At 44.8% G+C, this 424-nt stretch carries 1 pseudogene; it reads left to right on the top strand.

Annotated elements, in window-relative coordinates:
• A pseudogene (locus tag E1140_RS21135) lies at nt 1-424 on the top strand (hypothetical protein); the annotation flags it as partial.

The following is a 424-nucleotide window of genomic DNA, read 5'->3' on the forward strand; positions in this document are numbered from 1 at the left end:
AATGCCAACGAGCACAACCACTTACACGCTAGTCAGCGTAGCAGATGCTAATAGCTGTAGTCCTGCTGCAGTTACAGGTTCTGCTCAAGTGACTGTAAATCCTTTACCTACTGTAACTATTAGTGGAGATGCTACCATTTGTGATGGCGAGTCTACGGACTTATTATTTACTTTGACTGGCACCGGCCCTTATGATGTTACTTACAATGATGGAACGGTCGATGTTGATCTTACAGGCATTAGTGATGGCCACTTGGAATCGGTTACTCCTACAAGTACAACCACTTACACGCTTACAAGCGTAACGGATGCCAATAATTGCAGTCCAGCCACAGTTACAGGTTCTGCTCAAGTTACTGTTAATCCGTTACCTACAGTAGCTATCGGTGGAGATGCCACTATTTGTGAAGGTGAGTCTACAGAC

Source organism: Fulvivirga lutimaris, assembly GCF_009711525.1.
In the GTDB taxonomy this organism is placed as follows: Bacteria; Bacteroidota; Bacteroidia; order Cytophagales; family Cyclobacteriaceae; genus Fulvivirga; species Fulvivirga lutimaris.